Source organism: Paenibacillus sp. p3-SID867 (assembly GCF_025142895.1).
GTDB lineage: Bacteria > Bacillota > Bacilli > Paenibacillales > Paenibacillaceae > Paenibacillus_AQ.
This window is the reverse complement of record NZ_JAMBDM010000005.1, coordinates 315,983-332,598: the sequence shown is the minus strand read 5'-3', so window position 1 is coordinate 332,598 and position 16,616 is coordinate 315,983. Positions and strand designations below refer to the sequence as shown.

Annotated in this window: 8 protein-coding genes; 7 read left to right on the top strand and 1 reads right to left on the bottom strand. The window is 55.6% G+C overall.

What is annotated here, in order from left to right; all coding sequences use genetic code 11:
- Window positions 1–44: 44 nt before the first annotated feature.
- Window positions 45–1,961, bottom strand: coding sequence for a beta-N-acetylhexosaminidase (locus M4D81_RS13170; RefSeq protein WP_260066811.1), 1,917 nt, complete (start codon window positions 1,959–1,961; stop codon window positions 45–47).
- Window positions 1,962–2,395: 434 nt separating this feature from the next.
- Between M4D81_RS13170 and M4D81_RS13165 the strand changes: the two genes are divergently transcribed.
- The 7 genes from M4D81_RS13165 (at window position 2,396) to M4D81_RS13135 (ending at window position 16,608) form a co-directional block, all read left to right on the top strand.
- The gene (locus tag M4D81_RS13165; protein WP_260066808.1) at window positions 2,396–3,412 is read left to right on the top strand and encodes a LacI family DNA-binding transcriptional regulator; all 1,017 of its coding nucleotides are present in this window, start codon (window positions 2,396–2,398) and stop codon (window positions 3,410–3,412) included.
- A 158-nt stretch (window positions 3,413–3,570) separates the two neighbouring features.
- Window positions 3,571–5,241 (top strand): ABC transporter substrate-binding protein, encoded by a 1,671-nt coding sequence (locus M4D81_RS13160; RefSeq protein WP_260066806.1) that lies wholly within the window; start codon window positions 3,571–3,573, stop codon window positions 5,239–5,241.
- A gap of 87 nt (window positions 5,242–5,328) precedes the next feature.
- Window positions 5,329–7,242 carry an ABC transporter permease subunit gene (locus M4D81_RS13155; protein ID WP_260066804.1) on the top strand — a complete coding sequence of 638 codons (1,914 nt, stop codon included), beginning with the start codon at window positions 5,329–5,331 and terminating at the stop codon, window positions 7,240–7,242.
- 12 nt (window positions 7,243–7,254) lie between these two features.
- Complete coding sequence (locus M4D81_RS13150; RefSeq protein ID WP_119850413.1) at window positions 7,255–8,085, top strand: carbohydrate ABC transporter permease; 831 nt, start codon at window positions 7,255–7,257, stop codon at window positions 8,083–8,085.
- A 27-nt stretch (window positions 8,086–8,112) separates the two neighbouring features.
- Window positions 8,113–10,257: an alpha-L-rhamnosidase C-terminal domain-containing protein gene (locus M4D81_RS13145; protein WP_260066798.1), complete on the top strand. Its 2,145-nt coding sequence runs from the start codon at window positions 8,113–8,115 to the stop codon at window positions 10,255–10,257.
- Window positions 10,185–12,668, top strand: coding sequence for an alpha-L-rhamnosidase-related protein (locus M4D81_RS13140; protein ID WP_260066796.1), 2,484 nt, complete (start codon window positions 10,185–10,187; stop codon window positions 12,666–12,668). The genes M4D81_RS13145 and M4D81_RS13140 overlap by 73 nt, the downstream gene beginning before the upstream one ends.
- 106 nt (window positions 12,669–12,774) lie before the next feature.
- Window positions 12,775–16,608, top strand: coding sequence for a DUF5722 domain-containing protein (locus tag M4D81_RS13135; protein WP_260066794.1), 3,834 nt, complete (start codon window positions 12,775–12,777; stop codon window positions 16,606–16,608).
- Window positions 16,609–16,616 lie beyond the last annotated feature (8 nt).

Sequence of the window (16,616 nt, the reverse complement as noted above, 5' to 3'; positions counted from 1 at the left end):
TGCTTTTGTGATTGGTATGAGCTGATAAAGGCCAGCCGGAATCCTTAAAAAGGATTCAGCACATGGTAGAACACATTCGGCGAAGCCATGCGGTAATAATGGCTGCACCAGCCGACGCCCTTATGATTGTCGCGGTTGGTCGTGCTGAACACTAGCCGTTCCTGTTCCAGCTCTTCAATCCGTGCCGTCCGTCCCTCCACGTATTCCATAATGCGGAACGATGCAGTGTCCAGGCGGGTGATGACGCCGCCATAGCGGATGTCGATGACCTCCCAGCCGAAGGGCTTGAACATCCGGTGCCACTGCGTGCGGTGGGCAATGCGCAGCTCTTGCACGGCTTTGGAGATGGTAGGGAGCACGTTCTTGGCCATATGCCTTAAGGTATCGGCGTCCTTGGCATCATAGGCTTGCTTCAGCAGAATGCCGATTTCGCTCTTGCGTTTGAGGACGGCGCTCAGCTTCTCCGGCATCTCGAACAGATAGTCCAGCTCGGCCGTGCTATCGCGCTTCGCGCGCAGGTTTTGCTCCAGCTCGGCATAGTGGTTGGAGAGGTCCAGGCCTTCGATTTGTTTGTCGAACATCCCGAGGAGCACGTCCTGATACAGTAAAAATTTTGACGGGTTGCTCTGCTTGGCGTTGTTCGGCTCTTGGCCGGGAATCTCATCCAGATCCTTCAGCAGGAGGAACGCCTCCATGTCGATGCCCGTACAGAATTTCACCCGTTCCGCCAACTGAGCCGGGGAAGGCTCCTGTTCCGAGTAGGCATGCTCGGCATAAAGCTGCAGACCGAGCAGCGCCGCGAACGGATTTCCTTCATTGCCGTCGTCGCCCCACATCGTGGCGTATACCTCGCGGATTCCTTCCTGCTTGCACACTTGAAGCGCAACATTCGAAGCGTTCAGGGACAACCCGTAGTTGACGCCGAATGTGTTAAAGATCCAGACGGCTCCGGCAAATACGAGGTTGCAGCCCAGCGGGCGGTGATTGGCGATCAGCTTCTCATAGTCCTCCGGCTCCATGTGGTTGTAGTCCCAGTACACCATATCCACATCCTTCGGGATGCGGCGGGCCATATCCTCCGGGATCGAGGTGTCCTTGTCGTAATACGCCGCATCGCCGCCTCCGCCGGCAGCGAGCTTCAGGAACATGTCGCTCCACATCATCGGCTTCAGGCCGCGCTTGCGGACGGCAGCCAGGACTTTGTCCAGATGGGCGATCATAATGTCGAAACGGCTCACATAACCGTTGTGATCCAAATATTTACCTCGTCCGAGTTCCTCCGCTTCGTCCATCCCGATATGAATCTTGTTGCTGCGGAACGGAGCGCTGGCAGCCTCGATCATCCGTTCAATCAGGGAATCGGTCTGCTCGCTGCCGACGAGCAGGGCACCCTTCGTATCGCGGTAATGCTTGATGGGCTCCCACTTCAGAAACTCCTCCAGGTGCGCCAAGGTTTGGATGCTTGGAAAAGCCTCGATGCCGAATTGATCGGCATAATCGTCCATCTCTTTCAGCTCCGCCTGCGTGTAGCGACCGCGCATATAACCGAAATACGGCTCGCCTTCGATCTGGTAGGTGTCCTCCATGTACAGCATCACGCTGTTCATTCCCATCAGGGCCATTTTATTCAGCATGAGCTTGAAGCTGTCCACGGTCAGCACCGCGTTGCGGGACAGGTCGAACATCGGGCCGATTTGGTCAAATTGCTGGCGTTCGTGAAGGTGGAACGTATCGCTTTGGCGGCTATGTTGAACCAGCAAGCCGAGTCCCCGGAAAAATTGATGTTTTCGTCCGTAACGAATATAGGCGTGATCCCGGTCCCTGCCGACCTCCAGTTCGCCATCGGACAAGGCTACCTTAACGGGGCAGCCATTTTCCCCAAGCTCGACGCCAAGCTCATCCAGCAGCAGCTCAATGCCTGACATGACATCCGTAACAGCGCCCTCGAAACGAAATTTCATACGAAATCCCCCTGCATCATGATTTTGCGAACATTAAACATTATATCATTATAATGTTTAATGTTATGGTAATCACCGCTGGAAATCAATCCTTTGTTTGCAAAGTTAGAGGAGTTATCTCGACCTAATTCAAACGTACACCGGTTCGTGGACGAGCTAGTCATTTACGAATTCATTAAAAAAGAACAAAAAAACAGGATTGACACTGCCGATAACCCGGTGTATTTTATATACAAATCGTTTTTGCAAAAACGTTTTGTATCATGAGTACATTAATCATTGCGTCATTCGGTGATTCGTTCTTCAACGGATAGCGCCGTAATCGGCTAATATCTGATAGCGTTTACATATGGTGATTTGAACTCTGCAGTTTTACAGCCCCTGCATTTATAGTCTAATCAAATGTTTTCCTATAATTTTGGATAAGGATGATCATGATGGCAGCAACCATAAAAGACGTCGCCCGGGAGGCCGGCGTAGCGGTTTGTACCGTGTCGTTTGCGGTCAATGGCTCCGCGCATGTAGCGGAAGCGACCAAGAAGCGGATATTCGATGCAATCGAGAAGCTGAATTACCGGCCGAACCAATCCGCGCGCGGATTGGTTACGAAGAAAACGAACAACATCGGCTTGGTGGTCGAGGATACGGTGGACGGATTGGAGAATACCATTCTCCTCGACGTCGTCAAGGGGCTTGGGGAGGCGACGGGAGACAACAATTACGATTTGCTGTTGTCCTTTCAGAAGCCGAGTACGAATAAATTGGCGGATCACCTGCTGGACGTCTACCGCAAGCAATCGGCGGATGGACTGATCCTGATGGGAGCTGCAATTAACCAGCCGTATGGGGAGCTGATCAAGAACCGGTTTCCTTTTGTCCTGCTCGGGAGGCCAGCGATGCCCGGCGTGTGTCACAGCGTCAATGCGGATAACGAGCAGGGAGCCTATGAAGCCGTTAAATATCTGATCGGCAAAGGTCATCGCCGGATTGCGCTCATCACCCCATGCTCGCTGGAAGTGGATGCCTCGCTGGACCGGTATAACGGCTACCGCCAGGCCATGGAGGAATTAGGCGACGGGTTCGACGAGCGGTTGGTGGAGATCGGTTCCTTCGAAGAAGACAGCGGGTATACGGAAACGGAAAAACTGCTGAACGGAGTCGAGCGTCCTACCGCCATCATCGCCGGACGCGACGTGATCGCTTCCCGCGTCGTCGAGAAGGCTCAAGAGCTGGGTTACAAGGTGCCGGAGGACCTGGCGGTGATCGGATTCGATAACACGGCCGTGTCCCAGTTGGCCCGGCCATCCATTACATCGATCGAGCTGCCCATGCGGCAGATGGGCCTGGAAGCAGCGAAGCTGTTAATGCAGCTGATTGACGGCGAAATTCGTTTTGACGATATTCAGACGATCGTTTTGCCGTGTACCGTCATTGAAAGAGAATCGACCTGAAAACGGATATTTTCGTTGGACGATTCTTTTTTTTGAAGGGTGCAAAAACGTTTTTGCACCCTGTTATCCTTGAAGGGAGTGATGCGGGTCCAATTTAGACATCTAAGACTTCACATAAATGTAAGCGAATTCATTAAACGCTTAGGGGAGTGAACGTCATGATCCATTTTAGAAAGATCGTAAGCCTCATTTTGATTTCCTCACTAATGATCATCATCGCAGCGGGCTGTACCAGCAGCGGACCCAATACCGCCAGCCCGTCACCATCCGAACAGCCTACCCCAACGGATAACAAAACACCAGCCGAACCAGCCGGAGAAGATACGGAAAAACCTAAAAGCGGCACGATCCAAATATCCTTGCGCGGTGCCTCAGCCGAGGTTTGGGGCAAGGTAGCCGACGCTTACATGGCTAAGCATCCGGACGTGAAGGTCGTCGTGGATATCAAGCCGGCCGAGGGCTACCGCGAATGGCTGCAGGCCCAGTTTGCCGCCGGAGAGCCGGAAGCCGATTTTGTGAACACGAATGAAAACAGCGACCTGAACGAAGACCAGAAATTCGTGGACTTCAAGCCTTGGCTGGAGACGGAGAACCCCTATACCGGAAAGCTCTGGAAGGAAAGTTTCAACCTGGACGGCATGGGCGTCAATCTGGATGACCCTAACCTGCAAACTTTGCAAGCGCTTAACTTTGAATCGGTTCAAATCCTCTGGATGTACAACAAAGAGATGTTCGAGAAAGCGGGGATTACCGATACCCCTAAAACATTCGATGAACTCATCGCGACCTACGACAAACTGAAGGCGGCGGGTTATATCCCGTTCACGATCGGCGGAAACGCGCTCTCCCTGTGGAGCGGTCAGGCGGGCTGGCTCATGCGCATTTATCCGGACCAGTACTTCCGCGATTACGTGGAGCTGATCAAATCAAAGCCGGAAGATTATACGTACATGCCAAACATCGACGATAACTGGAAGTTCGACCTGAGCGACCCGTACAACGATTCCCGTTCCAAAGTATCGACGAACGAGCTGCGGATGTACCAGGCGATCAAAAATAAAGTCGGCCCGTATAAAGTCGAGGGCAATCCGGCCTGGCGCGAAGTCATGACAAATCTGAAAACCTTGTTCGGTTATGCGCCGGACGGTTTTATGGGCATGTCCGAGGAGCAGGCCTACAAGCTCTTCCTGACAGGCAAGGCCGCAACCATGGTCGCGCTTCCGTCCTCCTATTGGCAGCTTCCGAAGGATTTTGCCGATGCGGAAAAAACGGGAGAGAGCGGCGGCGTGAAATCCTTCGACTTCGGATTCTTTAACATGCCTTCCATGGAAGGGGAGCTCGTCCAGGCTCCGGCAAGAACGATCCACATCTACACCGGCTTCTACGGCTTCGTGAAGAAGAATGCGGAGCAAACCGCCCTGAACGTCGATTTCATGATGTATTTGACCAGCCCGGAAGGGTATAAAGTGTACCTGGAAGCCGTCCAAAATTCCAAAGACGCCTCCTTGAACGGCGCGCCGCTGCTTAACGACATCGAGCTGCCGGAAGAAATGAAGAAGACGTTTGAATCGTTTGACGCGATCGGGAACACGGAAGGGCTGAACAGCCCGGGCAACGTGTTGGCCCGCGGTCTCCATGACTATCAGCCGTCCGTGCAGAGCTATATCGGCCTGATCTCCAAATACTTTAACAATGAAATCGATGTGGATCAGCTGCTGAAGCAGTACCAGGCGGATATTGACGCCAAATTCGAAGCCATGCTCAAGGAACGCAAAAAAGAACTCTCCGATATCGAGAATCCGGAGCGTCAGCCGCCTGTCAGACAGTAGCATTGAAGGCTGAAAGGCGCAGGACTTCGCCTTCATCGCCGGAGTCCTGCGGGTTCACTTGGCATGGAAGGGAGTGTGAACACGAAGGTGATAAGAACAATATATTCCTGCCTGCTGGCTTCGCTGCTGCTATTTCTATTTGCCCAGCCGATCCATGCCTCTGAGCCGATCTGGACGATGGAGCAGGGCCTTACGATCAAAGCTTTGTCCATATCGGAAGACGGCGAGCTGGTGGCGGTCGGTACGCAGAATGCGAGTGCCATTCTTCTTCAGCGCGACGGCACCCAGCGATTCGAATTCATGGCAAACAACGTCGTGACCGGTGTCGCCCTCCTGAATGACGGCCGCATGCTCGTCACTTCCGATGACCGGCATCTTTATATGCTGAGTGCTGACGGCAAGGAGCTGTGGAAGCGGGATTTTAAGAAAATGATCAAGAATCTGTCGGCAACGCCCGACGGCAAGCTGGTTATCGTGACGCTTCATAACGAAAGTTTGGTGCATGTTCTGGACGAACAAGGACAGACGCTGCGTGAAATTTCGATCGGCATCGCGGTGAAGAGCGCCGCGGTATCCCCGAACGGGCAATGGCTGGCAGCCGGAGCCGCGAACCAGTATGCCTATTTGTTCAATCCTGCCGGCGAGCTGCAATTCCAGACGCCGCTGGAGGGCGACATTCTTCATGCTTCCGTTGCGGATAACGGAACGATGGTGGTCGGAACGTCCAGCAATAAAGCGGTCCTCTATTCGGCGGAGGGCAGCAGGCTTGGCGAATTGTTGACCAAGGATAAAGTAACCTCCGTTCATGTCACCCATGACGGGGAGTTTATCGGGGTAGCGGACTACTCTGGCAATTATTACGTGGCCAATCAAGGCGGCGAATTGTTGTGGAGCACGAAGGAGGCCGGAGCCGGCCAGCAAATCCGGTTCAGCAAAGACGGTACGCGGCTCTTCGCAGGCTCGGACAAAGGAGCCGTCTTCCAATATGAAGTCGGGGCCGTGCTGGAGCAAGGCAAACAGGCAGCGATGGTCAAAACCGTGGTACAGATTGCGGCCGTGATCGTATTCGTTCTGTTGGCGGCACTGTTATTTTTCTGGTTATGGCGCAAAAAGCCCTACATTCTTCACCGGTTGTGGAAGAGCAAACTGGCGTATGCCATGCTGCTCCCCAGCTTTACGCTCATAATTATATTCCTGTATATCCCGGCGTTCTCCGGCTTGATTCATTCCTTGTACGACTGGAATCCCGGGGCAAGAAGCGAGTTTATCGGGCTGGACAATTTCAGGCGAATGGCGAATGATCCGTACGTCACCAAAGGCGTGGGCAATCTGCTCATCCTCATCGTCACCGGATTGTTCAAGGCCCTGATTCCGCCGCTGATCGTGGCGGAGCTGATCTATCATCTGAGAAGCAAAAGGTCCCAGTATGTATTCCGCACGTTTTTCGTCATTTCCATGGTCATTCCATCCGTTGGCATGCTGCTGGTCTGGCAGGACATGTACGATCCGAACATTGGCCTTGTGAACCAGCTGCTGCGCATGATCGGACTCGGCTCGCTTAGCCATCCTTGGCTGGGAGACCCGAATACGGCGCTGTGGGCCATCATAATGATGGGCTTCCCGTTCGTCGGCATCCTGCAGCTGCTGGTGATGTACTCGGGGCTGATTGCCATTCCGGAAGAAGTGATCGAAGCGGCGAGAATCGACGGCGCCAAATCCTTCCGCATTATCCGGGCGATTCACCTGCCGCTGCTGGCAGGGCAATTCAAGCTGCTGATCGTGCTCGCGCTGATCGGCATCATTCAGGACTTCGGCTCCATCCTGATCGTGACCGGCGGGGGGCCTGCCGATTCGACCTACGTGCCGGCGCTGCAGATGTATTTTGCCGCAACGAAATTCAATGACCTGGGCTATGCGTCGGCGCTTGGCGTCAGCATGTTTGCCATCATCATGGTGATTACGGTCATCAATATGAAATTCATCAAAACCAATACGGATTAGGAGAGAAACGGCATGAATGCTAAGGCTAGACTCGTTCAGCAGTCGGCGCTTTATGTGCTGCTAATCGTTTTTGTTGCGTTGACCCTCGCCCCCATCGCTTTCACCCTGATTTCATCCTTCAAAAATAACGCGCAGATTCTGGGAGGCATCTGGACGATGCCCATCCCGGCGCAGACCGCGAATTATGCGGAAGCCTTCGCGGCGATCTGGCGGTACACCTTGAATACGGTGCTCTATGCGGCGGTGGGCGGCACGCTGGTCGTGGCTCTGTCCGCTGTTGCGGGCTATACCTTTGCCAAGAAGGACTTTCTCGGCAAGGAGGTGCTGTTCATGCTGATGCTGGCCATCATGATGATACCGGGCGTCATGACGCTGATCCCTTCTTACGTGCTGTATGCGAATCTGGGGCTGGTGAATACGCCGTGGGTCATCATTATCAGCGCGGCCGCGGGCGGACAGATTTTCGGCACGTTTTTGTGCAGGAGCTTCATGGCGGGCATTTCCAACGAGCTGTTTGATGCCGCCAAAATCGACGGTGCGGGAGAGTTCGTGGTGTTCACGAGAATGGTGCTGCCTCTGTCCGTTCCCGTTCTCATGACCTTAATGATCATGCAGTCCGTCGGGATCTATAACGATTACATCTGGCCGCTTTTGACCATTAAATCGAACAGCATCCAGATGATTGGCGTCGGGCTTACGCAATTCACGAACCAGTTCGGCATCTCCAACATGGGCGTGGAATTCGCGGCGTACATCATATCGGCGATTCCGCTGGTGCTGCTGTTCAGCTTCGGGATGAAGTATTACATCCAGGGCGTTACGCAAGGGGCTTTAAAAATATAAAACGACGGACCAAATGGAGAGAGATGGATGAATATACACAGACAAGCGGAGAAGATACCCAGCTGGATCTGGCACAGGGAACGCGAGGGCCGGCGGCATGTCGTACTGGAAAAATCCTTTGTTCTGCATGCCGCGGTTGAGCAGCTTGAGATGAGAATCGCCTGTACGGGAGAAGCCGAGATCAGGCTGAACGACGCCGTGATCGGCCATTTCCCGGAGCATGCCAGGCACACGTCCGCATTTTATCCGGTAGCGGGGCTCCCCGGCGGTTTGGAGCCTGGAGCCTATACGCTCCGAATCGAGCTCCGAAATACGGAGCCGATGCCGATGCATCCCATCAATATGCATCTGCATGACCGCTCGGTGGGATGCATCGCCTACTTGAGCGGAAGCGAAGGCTTATGGCTGGCAACGGACGATACCTGGGAGGCGGGGGACGGCCCGGCGGAGGTGGTATGCGTTTGGGGCGAGGAGCCTTTTGGAGACCTGGATCATGCGCCTCCTTGGTTTATTGCCGGAGGATACGGCGATATCGCGGTCGAGCCTGTCCAAGGCATAAGAGTCATGTCCGCGGCCGGAGTGGAAGCGGTCAGCGGCATAGATGGTGTAATTCAGATGAATGGAACGGCCGGAGGGCGAATCGTCCTAGGCGAAGTGGAGTCCCGGAATGAACGGCATATTTTTTATCATCTTCTGAAGCAGGGGGAATGGAAGGAACGCAGGACTCAACAGAAAGGGCTGGATTTAGGCCGGATGCCGAAGCTGCTGCTGGAATTGCCCCATGAGCTCAATGTGAGGATGCAGGTGACCAACCACGGCGATTCCGAGATCGGTTTGCTGTGGAATGGCGCTGAATCCTTGCAGGAGTTGCGGCATTATGACGGATGCATGACCGAGTGGTTGGCGATTCCGCCGGGGAGCCTGTCGGCAACGAATCCCCAGGGCATGCGGTACGTGCAAATTTACGTAAGCGGGGACGATGGAGGAACATTCCATCTCGAGCTCCGATTGGAGGCAGCCGGCGCCGCGCTGAACCAAGCGGGGCAGCTGCAGACGGACAACGACCTTATGCAGCGCATCTACGACGTGTCGGTGCATACCAGCCGGGTCTGCCATCAAATCGGATTGTGGGACGGCATCAAACGGGATCGCCTGAATTGGGCTTACGATATTTACCTGGCCGCCAAAACCGAATACTCGCTCTGGGACGATTATTCGGTATTGAAGCGATCGCTCCGGGAGCTGGGGCGGACCCCTTACGGCTATTGGATGAACAATCTCCCCTCCTATACGCTGTGGTGGCTCAGCAGCATATGGGATTACTACTTCGAGACGGGAGACCGCGAATTCGTATGGGAAATCCGGGAGGATCTGCAGCGGCATATCGCATGGGTGAAGGCGAATACGGATCCGTGCAGCGGGATCTTCATGCCGGATGCCAGAGAGGCGCATTCCTTTATCGAATGGTCGCCCATGGGGGCGTCTGAATCGTGGGCGTGCCTGAACGCGATTTACGGCATGACGAAGAGCCAAATGAAACAGCTGGCGGATCACATGCCGGAGCTCGGGCTCCAGTGGGATGAACCGCAAGCGGAGCTTAAGGAGGAGCAGTTCATCGGGCCGTCATACGCGCTGCTCACCTCGGTCATCGGCATTAAGAGCGGGTATGTGGGAGAAGACAGCGCACGCAGATTTCTCCTCGACTATCGGCTGGGGGACCCGCTCACGCCATTGTCCGCCTACTGGCTGGCGGAATGCTATTCGGAGTACGGCATGCATGAACGGGCGTGGGCGGTTATCGCTACGGTCTGGGGAACGATGCTGGATGCGGGAGCAACCACTTTCTGGGAGGGGATCAGGCTGACGCCGAGCAGCGATATTCACCATGCCCTGACCACGTATACCGCGTACGATTCCTACCGGATGAGCCTGTGCCACAGCTGGTCGAGCACGCCGGTGGTCTGGATTGCCAGGTATGTCCTGGGGATTCGCGCGCTGGAGCCCGGTTATGCCCGCATCGCTTTTGAGCCTCATGCGATCGGAGGGCTCACGGCTGCACGGGGCGTGATACCAAGTCCCAGGGGTTTGATTAAGGTGGAATGGAAGCTGGAGCATGGCCGCATGATCAAATCAGCTCGCATCGGGGAAGCCGAGCTGGCAGGGAGGGCATGATGAAAGAGCACTGGCAAGCGAGCTGGATTTGGGGAGATTTCCCCCCGAATACGGCCAACGTGTATCTGGAAGCGAGAAGCAGCTTTGACTTGCAGGAAGCGCCGATGGCGGGCCGAGTGTACGTGTCAGCCAACCAGGAGTACCTGCTATATGTCAATGGCGCAGTGGTCGGAAGGGGCCCCTCGCCTGCCGATCAGCAGTGGAAATATTACGACGAGATCGATGTAACTCCGCTGTTGACGGTGGGTAGGAATGTGCTGGCCATCGTCGCCTACAATTTCGGTTCGACCGATATCGTGACAGGCCAGATGCAAGGGCCGGGGGGATTGATTGCCGAGCTTGAGATCGAGCGCGAGAACGGAGTGTTCTCCGTGGCAGCCACGGATGCGGATTGGAAGGTCCGGCGATCGCCAAGATGGATGGCCCAGGTGTCGCGCCAGCATCAGTGGAACGGATTCCGCGAAATTTATCTCGCGGAGCAGGAGGACGGATGGGAGGAATCCGCCTACGACGATTCCTCCTGGAGCGGGGCGGTGGTTATCGCCAAAGCATTGGATCCGGATTCGCCATGGCCGCGACTGCTTCCGCGGGAGATTCCTCCGCTGCACAGGGAATGGGTTAGTCCGGCCGCGATCGTACGGACCGAAGCCAATTTCGGCGTCAGCCTGGTGGAGTCCGGCATGCTTCGGAATCGTGGGGGCAGCACGGAGGCGTTCGGTTCGCCGGAGCGTGCCCCTCGGGGTCATGAGGCGCTTGGCTTGCAAGAGGACTCGGCGGAAACAGAAAGAGATCCAGGTCGGTTAGCGGCAGGCACAACAGGCTGGACACTTGATGCCAGCATGCCCGGCTCGCTGCCGGGTGTTGTATATGACTTTGCTAGCGAAATCGTGGGGTATCCCGAGCTGGAGCTGGACGCGCCCGCGGGCGGCGTGATCCAGCTGTCGTACGGAGAATCGCTGGAGCTGCAATTGTACGATACCTTCATCCTGCGCAAAGGGCGAAATCGGCTAAAGCCCTTTGGCCGCCGGGCTTTCCGTTTCCTTCAGGTTACGGCACAGGCGACGCCGGCCGCGCTGACGATATCGCGCTTCGGCATCGAATCCGTCCACTATCCGTTTGACGAATCCGGCTTTTTTCGCTGCAGCGATGATCGTCTGAACCGGATTTGGGAGGTCGGGGCGTATACGACGCTGGTGAACAGCCAGGACCATTTGGAGGATTGCCCGCTGCGCGAGAAGGCGCTCTGGGTAGCCGATGCCGTGGTCATGGGCAAAGTCATCTACCACGCGTTCGGAGACGATCGGCTGCTGCGCAAATGTCTCTTGCAAGGGGCGCGGATTCAGAATGACGACGGCTCCATACCCGGTACCGGCCCGGAACGAAACTCGTTCCTGCTGCCCGATTTCTGCGCGCATTGGTTGTTTGGCGTGCATTCCCACTGGATGTATACGAAGGACCGCGATTTCCTGGAAGAAATCTGGCCGGCCATTACACGGTTGATGGCGTGGTTCGCGCTGCAGGAGGATCGGGATGGCCTGTTTGCCGGCGCCGACCGGCCTGGCTGGTGGTGCTTTATCGACTGGGCCGATTACATCGACCGGCGCGACCGGGTGACGGCCGTCTCCTGCTTCTATTACAAGGCGCTCGGGTTGGCGGCGGAGCTGGCGCAAGAGACCGGACGCGACGAGCTGGCAGGGCAGTGGAAGGACCAGGCGGTCCGGCTTCGCACTGCCATAAGGGAGCAGATGCGGCCCCCCGGCGAGATCGTGTTTGCGGATTGCATCGGATCGGACGGATTATCGAAGCAGATCACGGCTCAGACCAACTTTGCGGCGATATGGTCCGGCCTGATGGACCCGGCGGAAGAGGACCGCTTCCTGGACGAATGGTACGACGGCGGAAAGCTGCCGCCGTTAAAAGGCGCTTTTTTCTATCATGTGGTTCTGGAGACGCTGATGAGCAAAGGACGCGTAGACCGCGCTCTGGAAATCATAAGAAGCTATTGGGGCGGCATGCTGGACCGGGGAGCGACGACCTGGTGGGAGACGTATGATCCGTCAACGCCGGCCTGTACCGTGCCGAGCGCTTATCAAGGCAATACGCCAACTTATTTAGTTGATCATATTCCCGTGAGCTTTAGTCACGGCTGGGGCGCATCGCCGAGTTATATTTTGACGCAATCCGTGTTGGGCCTTGATTTAAGCAGACTCGGCGATCAGGAGGTATATCTTGCCCCGCATGCCGGTGATCTCGATTGGGCGGAAGGCGCTGTGCCGACGCGCTTTGGCATGATGGAAGCAAGCTGGAAGAGACAGAAGGGAGGGAAGCTGAAATACGAGCTCACGATTCCGGAGGGAATTACCGTGAAAGCGATCGACGGGACGGAGCTTGTGCTTAGAATCAGAGATTAAGGCGATCGGCTTGGAGACGAGCGAATAGGGGGTTGGAAGGGGGGTGAATGGCGTCAAACTTCGGTAATCGTATCAACAGAATCCATTTTGAGGAGGAACAAGCGTAATGAAGTTGAAGGGGTTTAAAAGGCTGCTGCTGTATTCCGTCCTGCTGGCGCTCACCCTGCAAGCGTATCCCGCCGGGATCGTGTTTGCGGGCACGTATGATCCGGATTTAAAGGCATCACCCCATGTGCTGAACGTGACGGGTTACACGCCTTCGATTGTCATTGACGATTTTAACGAGCCCGATGCGGTAAACCAGCCGGGAAAATGGACCAGCGGAGCGGGGGCGGAGAAAGTCACCTACGCCGACCGTTATGCCAACGGCCCGAATTCTCCATATGAGGGAAGCCACGTGCTCGAGGTATGGTCGGATGAAGTCAAGGCTTATGAATGGAGAACGGTATCCAGGGATTTCGATCAGCCGCTCGACTTGTCAGACGTGAACTATCTGACGTTTGCGGCCAATTGCTATGGGTGGCAGACGGAGGACTATCTGATCAGGGTGACCCTGTTCAGCGGCGAAGATTCCTATGAGAGCGTTGCCCAAATCAATCCGAACAGCTGGAGCAAAGTTGCGGTGTCCGTCAAGGACTGGGCCCAGCGGGACCACGTCAACAAGATCGAATTCGCGTTTATGCTCAACTTCGATCACGGCGGATTGAAGCCGGGCGATCCGGGATACGAATTCTGGGGCGGCAATTACCAGATCGATTATCTCAGCGGATCGAACGCCATCGGCATGGATTTTAACGTGGACGGGGAAACGGAAGGGTTTACTGCCCAAGGTGCCGAGGTAGACGCAGCCGGCGGTGAGCTCCGATTGACACCGGCGGGTGCCGCTCCCGTATTGCAATCTCCGGTGATCATCCAGGATATCGATCATTACAATACATTAAGCGTCAAATGGAGGAACGAGTCACCATTCAACAAAGTGAAAATCGAATGGATTACGGAGGAAAGCCCCGATTGGGATGAAACGAAGTCGGAGGTGTTCGACATCGAAGCGAATAACAGCCAGTCCGTTGAACAGGAATTTAATCTGTCGCTGCATCCGGAGTGGAGCGGCAGCCTGAAGCAGTTCCGGTTGACATTCCTGAGCGGCGGAGGGGCAAGCACGGGAGAAGTCGGCATCGATCAGATCCGGTTCAAGCAGCTGGCTCCGATCGAGGTTTTTCCCGGAGAGCTCACGAGGCATGAAATTGCGGCTTCCCGGGATCGGATCGTGATTGAGGGAGCATTAAAGCCAGGGGAAGCGGAGAATTTTGATGGTGGAGTACTTCAGTTATTTGAGCTGCAGCCTTATGAATCGGATAGGGATCTGGCGAACAGAGAACCGATTGCCGAGCAAGGGATTCAAGATCAATTTAGGTTTGAGCTGGACCTTGTAGGAGCAGAGGGCCGTACCCGGCAGCAATCCAAATTCGCGGTCGCGGCCCTGCTTCCGGACGGATCGCTGGAGCTCGTGGACCGCGCCAAATACGTGAGCAACCCCGAGGTGCTTGCACCGAATACGTATCCGTTCCCTGTGGCGAAGAGCAAGAAGGGGCTGCAGGTGCAGATGGTCGGCGATGCGGAGGACCTCGGCATCAGCCATGCGGCGCTGAACGTGGATTACAATAACGCCCTGTACATGAACGGGGCCGTCAATCCGGCCAATACGTTCGAATATTCCTACGAAGGGGAAACCTTCTACTTCAAGAAGGATTGGATCGAGGAGCGGGATAATTCCATCAAGAGTTTGTCCGACAACGGGGTGACGGTATCCCTGATCCTCCTCATGTATAAGGGGGGAATGGACGATACCACGCCTAACCGGTATTTGCTCCATCCGGATGCCACCGAAGGCATCGTCTACGCATTTAATACGACGGATGAGCTAGGGACGAAGTATTATAAAGCCATCACCGCCTTCCTGGCGGAGCGTTACTCGCGCGAGGACGAGAAATACGGCAGAGCCGTCAATTACATCGTTGGCAACGAGGTGGACGCCGGGGAGACCTGGTACAATATGGGCAACGATAAAACGGTCAGGGAATTCGTTCAGGACTATGCCCGGACCGTGAGAATAACGAATACCGTCGTAAAAAGCTTTTACAGCAACGCCAGAGTGTATATTTCGCTGACGCATAACTGGGATCAGCAGCTGCCGTCCACGCAGATCGGCTCGTTCGACGGCCGATCGATCATCGATACGCTTCAGGCGGAGATCGCCGCAGAGGGAGACATTCCATGGCATATCGCTTATCATCCTTACCCGGAAAATCTGTTCGATCCAAGAGCATGGGTTGCGCCGCAGTCGCTTGAGCAGTTCGATACGCCGAAAATTACGTTCAAAAACCTGCATGTCCTCGTTGATTACATGAAGCAGCCGAAGTTTATGTACGGCGATGAGGCGCGCCGGATTATCCTGTCGGAGCAGGGCTTCCACAGCGGCGACAATTCGCCCGAAGGCCAGCAGCTGCAGGCGGCAGCCTATGCGTATGCCTATTACATTACGGACTTCCTGGACGGCATCGACTCCTTCATTCTGCACCGGCATGTGGACCATGCCGAAGAGTATGGCTTGAATCTCGGATTATGGACGCATGATCCGGATACGAGCAGGGGCGCCAACACTCCTGCGGAGCATAAGCTGGTGTACGATGTCTTTAAGTATATCGATACGGAACGTTCGCTGGAGGTGACGGAATTCGCGAAGCCGATCATTGGCATCGCCGACTGGCAGGATATCGCGCCATCCTTCGATGCCGATAAGCTGGCCCGGCGGGACATACCGGACACGGCGCCAGCGGCTGTCCTTTCTCCGGAGCAGCTGGAGGGCGCGGAAATGCTGTTTGATTTTGAGAACGGCGATGAGGGATGGACCCATGCAGAGTATGTATCGGGCGTCGAAACCGATGCTTCCGTCACCTGGAGCGGCAGTCAAACGCTCAAGGCCACGGTGATGACCAGAGAGCAGTTGGGCGACAGCAAAGGTATCGCCAAGCGGTTCGACGAGCCGCTGAATGCCGAGGGCAAACCCTACCTGTTCTTTGGCATCAATCCTTCGAACGGGCCAGCGGCCGAATCCTATACCGTTCGGGTTAAGGTGTACAGCGATCAGCATGTGCTGGAAGCAGAGGGGAATGTTCCGTCGAAGCAGTGGAGCAACCTGGCGGTTAACCTTGGGGATTGGGCCTTTAAGGACCGGATCACCAAAATTAAAATCGGGCTTGTGCCGGCAAGCCGGGTGCATTGGCAAGGAGGATATTTCCATGTGGACGGCATCGGTTTGGCCGACGGCATGGAGGCGGCAGAGCTTACCGCCGCTTTGACGCCGGAGCAGCCGGATGGCAACGACGGCTGGTACCGAAGCCCGGTAACCGTGAAGCTCGGGGCAGCGAATGGCTTGCCGGACGGCTACGGCATTCAGTTTCGCGTGAATGACGGAGAATGGCAGACGTACGGTTCCGAAATGATCATGGATACGGACGGGATTCATGAACTGGACTATCGCACGATGAGTCCAGCCGGAGAACCGGGTTCCATCAAGTCGTTGACTTTGAAGATCGACCAGACCGCGCCCGTGGCGACCGTAACGGCGGACCCGGTCAAGTTGTGGCCGCCTAACCAGAGGCTGGTCCAGGTCACGGCTTCCGTTGACGCCAGCGATTCGGGCTCGGATATCGGTTCCGTGGTGCTGTCCTCCATTACAAGTAATGAGCAGCTGCAGGCGGAGGATATTCAGGGTGCAGAGCTGGGCACGATGGATACCTCATTCAGCTTGCGCGCGGCAAGATCGGGTGCAGGCTCCGGCAGGATCTACACGATCACGTATACGGTCACGGATCAAGCCGGCAATGAAACCGCGGCCGTGACCCAGGTGAACGTGCCGCATGATCAATCGAATCCATGATGATGGAT

Excerpts from the sequence above, each read along its gene's own strand:
- M4D81_RS13170 (WP_260066811.1), bottom strand. The coding sequence starts at position 1,961 with ATGAAATTTCGTTTCGAGGGCGCTGTTACGGATGTCATGTCAGGCATT.
- M4D81_RS13165 (WP_260066808.1), top strand. The coding sequence starts at position 2,396 with ATGATGGCAGCAACCATAAAAGACGTCGCCCGGGAGGCCGGCGTAGCG.
- M4D81_RS13160 (WP_260066806.1), top strand. The coding sequence starts at position 3,571 with ATGATCCATTTTAGAAAGATCGTAAGCCTCATTTTGATTTCCTCACTA.
- M4D81_RS13150 (WP_119850413.1), top strand. The coding sequence starts at position 7,255 with ATGAATGCTAAGGCTAGACTCGTTCAGCAGTCGGCGCTTTATGTGCTG.
- M4D81_RS13145 (WP_260066798.1), top strand. The coding sequence starts at position 8,113 with ATGAATATACACAGACAAGCGGAGAAGATACCCAGCTGGATCTGGCAC.
- M4D81_RS13140 (WP_260066796.1), top strand. The coding sequence starts at position 10,185 with ATGGAAGCTGGAGCATGGCCGCATGATCAAATCAGCTCGCATCGGGGA.
- M4D81_RS13135 (WP_260066794.1), top strand. The coding sequence starts at position 12,775 with ATGAAGTTGAAGGGGTTTAAAAGGCTGCTGCTGTATTCCGTCCTGCTG.